The sequence below is a fragment of the uncultured Clostridium sp. genome (assembly GCF_934754925.1).
In the GTDB taxonomy this organism is placed as follows: Bacteria; Bacillota; Clostridia; order Clostridiales; family Clostridiaceae; genus Clostridium.
In genome coordinates, this window is record NZ_CAKVJA010000085.1 from 1 (window position 1) to 3,869 (window position 3,869).

Below are 3,869 nucleotides of genomic sequence, written 5' to 3' on the forward strand. Positions count from 1 at the left end.
AGACTAGAATAATATTGGAGTAATTTATTATGAATAGTATTATTAAAATAATAAGTAACAAGATAGCGTATTTGGGGTTTAAATATGCTCCTAAATTATCAATTAAAACAACTTATAGAATAAAGATGAAAAGAAAATTAAATTTAAATAATCCAATTAGCTTTAGTGAAAAAATGAATTATTTAAATTTATATGATAAAAATTCGTTAGCTAGCAATTGCGCTGATAAATTTATGGTAAGAGAATATATCGAGCAAAAGGGATATAGTGAATATTTAGTTAAACTATTGAATGTTTATGATAGTGTTGATGAAATAGATTTTGATAGTCTACCAAATAGATTTGCAATGAAATGTAATCATGGTTGTGGATATAATATAATATGTACAGATAAAAATAAATTAGATATTAAAAACAGTAAGAAATTACTTAATAAATGGATGAAAGAAAAGTATGGGTACAGAGGTGGAGAATATCATTATAATGATATAGAGCCTAAGATAATAGTTGAAGAGTATATAGAAGGAATAGATTCTGACAGTTTACCAGTTGATTATAAGATACATTGTTTTAATGGAAAACCTGCTTTCATTTTATGTTGTACAAATAGAGAATCTGAATTAAAACTTGCAGTTTATGACACTGAATGGAATAAGATGGATGTGATTATAGATAAGTATAAAACAGATATTACAATTGATAAGCCGCATGATTTTGAAAAAATGATAGAAATTTCAAAAAGCATAGCCGAGGATTTTAAAATAATTAGAGTTGATTTTTATGAGTTAAAAAATAAAGCTTTATTAGGGGAACTAACATGTACTCCAGCAGCTGGAAGACCAAATTACTTTAAAGAGAGTTTTGATAATAAAATTGGAGAAATAGTTAATATAAATTAAGGGCTATTAATTTTTATAATAATTATAATTTATTAGTATTATAAATTTCTAAAAAATTATTTTAAAGTCAATTTTGTATTATGTTTTAAATATTAAGTAAATTTTTTTAAATACAGTAAGTTTACTTGGAAGTAATAAAATTTATTTTTATGAAAAATAATAAATTTAAGTGAAATAATATAAACTAACTTTACAAACTTATTATACTTTATTGGGGGGAGAGAGGATGTTTATATAACTTAACAGATTTATAAATTATGTAGGGAGATATAATATGAATAAAATTGAAGTTCTAGTAGCAACAATGCATCAAAATAATTTTAAACTAGTAAAAGAAATGAATTTAAATACAGATACAATTATTATAAATCAATGTGAGAAAAATGAATATGATGAAAGAATTATAAATAATAATAAAGTTAGAATGTATTCATATAATGAGAGAGGATTAGCTAGAAGTAGAAATAGGGCATTAGATAAAACAAAGGCTGATATTTGTGTAATAGCAGATGATGATGTTATATATGTAGATAAATATGAGGAAATAATTTTAAATGCATTTGAAAAACAAGAAGATGCTGATTTAATAATATTTAATATAAAGATATTAAATCCTAATAGGCAAGGAAGCATAATAACAGAAAATAAAAAGATTAACTTTTTTAATTATATGAAGTATGGATCATGTAGAATTGCATTTAGAAAATCAAGAGTAGATAAATATAATATTAGATTTGATGAATTATTTGGTGCAGGAGCTACATATACTTCAGGAGAAGATACAATATTTATGAATGATTGTTTAAAGCATGGATTAAAAATATATACATGTCCTGATACAATAGCATATGTTAAACAGGATACATCAAGTTGGTTTAATGGATATAATGAAAAATATTTCTTTGACAAAGGCGCTATATTTGCAAGAATAAATAAAAAAATAAGTATGCTGTATAATATACAATTTTCACTAAGGAAATATAGTATTTATAAAAATGATATAAAGTTTATAAATGTTATTAAGCAACTTACTAATGGTCGAAGAGATTATTTAAACAAAATTAATAAGTTTAGAGTTTAAATGGTGAAATATGAAAATTAAAAAAGTAGTATTAGATAAATTTTTATTGCAATTATTAATTATATCCCTTTATTTTGGAAGAATTAATATAGATATAGGAGTTACAATAAAGCCGTATATGATTGTAACTGCATTAATATTTTTTTATATATTTAAAGATATTAAAATTAGAAAATTATATAAGTTTGAAATTTATATGATTTTATTTATACTAGTGTATTCATTAACAGCATTAAAGTTTATATATCCTGAAAATCATATAAGATATATATTGGCTTTTATAGTATTAATGATATTTTATTTTACAATTAGAAGTTTTTTTGAAAGAATAAGTATGGATGTGGTAAAAGAGAAGTTTATATATTGTACTAATATATCATTAGCTATATCTCTATTTTATTATTTTTTAGGAGTTTTTGCAGCAAGTAAAATATCTAATTGGAATAATGTAAGAGTTTATGGAGTACTGTTAGACAGGGGAATTCCAAGAATGATAGGATTTATTTCTGATGATCCTAATATATTTGTATTTTTTATTACTATAGGATTTATGTATAGTTTAACTAATCTAAAAGAAAGTAATAATAATAAATTACTAGCAATACTTTCAGGAGCATGTATATTATTATCATTTTCACGAGGAGCATATCTAGCAATAGGAATAAGTATAATATTTATTATGCTAATAAAAGGAAGAATTTCAGAAAAGATAAAATCAATATTAGTCTTATTAGCTATAAGTATAGGATTTATATATATTGCTAAATTATTTGGCATAGATATAGTAGATATAGTTTTAAGTAGATTTAGTAATTTATTATCAGATCGTGGGAGTGGAAGAATAGAGTTATGGAGAAATGCGCTTAAGACATTTGCTAATAACCCCATATTTGGAATAGGCATAAATTCAACAATTCCATATGGAATAAGTAATTATAATAATAGTCATTATGTACATAATACATTATTAGAAGTAATGTCAGAGGGAGGAATTATTAGTTTTTCATTTTTATCTATTTGGATAGTATCATTGTACAGATATTGCTTTAAAATATATAAATATAATAAAAGAGAAATATTTATGTTGGGATCATATGTAGCATTAGTGTGCCAGATGATTTTTTTATCAATATTATATAATGAAATGTTTTACTTCTTCATATTATTAGTTTGTAAATTTATGGTGTATTTCGATAAAGAGGTAAAAAGTATGGAGGAAGAATGAGTTTACAAAAAAATATTATAAGAGTATTTTGGGCTAATATATTATCAATTATATCAGGAATAGTTACTTCTTTTATGATACCAATGGTTTTATCCATAGAAAATTATTCCGAATATAAAACTTACACTTTTTATGTTTCATATGTTTTGATATTAAGTTTAGGTTTTGCTGATGGAATTAATTATAAATATGCTGGAGAAAATGAGGAATATATTGATAAAAAGATATTAAAAAATGAACATTATTTTTATATGATAACTCAAGTTATTATTACGAGTATTATTTTTACTATAGCACTATGCAATAAAAATATAATTATGATATTATTATCACTTAGTATAATACCTATTAACTTATCTTGGTTTTATAAGTTTTATTATCAGGCCGTAGGCAATTTTAAGGAATATAGTAAAATTTCATATATATATACTATAATAACTACAGTTATAAATATAATATTAGTTGTATTTTTGAAGAATAATAGATATATAGATTACTGTTTAAGTATTCTTATAGCTCATACAGTTGTATTGATAATATCTGAAATAAGATTTAAAAGAAATACGCATGGGATAAAAGCAAGATTAGATAGAAATGTGTTAGAAAATAATAAAATTGGAATATTTATATTATTAGGAAATTTATCTACAATGCTTTTTTATGC

At 22.5% G+C, this 3,869-nt stretch carries 3 protein-coding genes and 1 pseudogene; all 4 read left to right on the forward strand.

From position 1 onward, the window contains the following. The first annotated feature begins 29 nt into the window (after positions 1-29). On the forward strand, positions 30-899 hold the full coding sequence (locus tag Q0G30_RS13795) for an ATP-grasp fold amidoligase family protein (RefSeq protein ID WP_294391222.1): 870 nt from the start codon (positions 30-32) through the stop codon (positions 897-899). A 274-nt stretch (positions 900-1,173) separates the two neighbouring features. Next, positions 1,174-1,980, forward strand: a complete 807-nt coding sequence (locus Q0G30_RS13800; RefSeq protein WP_294391225.1) for a glycosyltransferase — start codon at positions 1,174-1,176, stop codon at positions 1,978-1,980. 10 nt (positions 1,981-1,990) lie between these two features. Then, complete coding sequence (locus Q0G30_RS13805) at positions 1,991-3,205, forward strand: O-antigen ligase family protein (RefSeq protein WP_294391228.1); 1,215 nt, start codon at positions 1,991-1,993, stop codon at positions 3,203-3,205. Continuing rightward, positions 3,202-3,869, forward strand: a pseudogene (locus Q0G30_RS13810) (capsular biosynthesis protein); the annotation flags it as partial. The gene Q0G30_RS13805 and the pseudogene Q0G30_RS13810, both read left to right, overlap by 4 nt.

Coding starts and splice junctions, on each gene's coding strand:
- Q0G30_RS13795 (WP_294391222.1), top strand. CDS start 30: ATGAATAGTATTATTAAAATAATAAGTAACAAGATAGCGTATTTGGGG.
- Q0G30_RS13800 (WP_294391225.1), top strand. CDS start 1,174: ATGAATAAAATTGAAGTTCTAGTAGCAACAATGCATCAAAATAATTTT.
- Q0G30_RS13805 (WP_294391228.1), top strand. CDS start 1,991: ATGAAAATTAAAAAAGTAGTATTAGATAAATTTTTATTGCAATTATTA.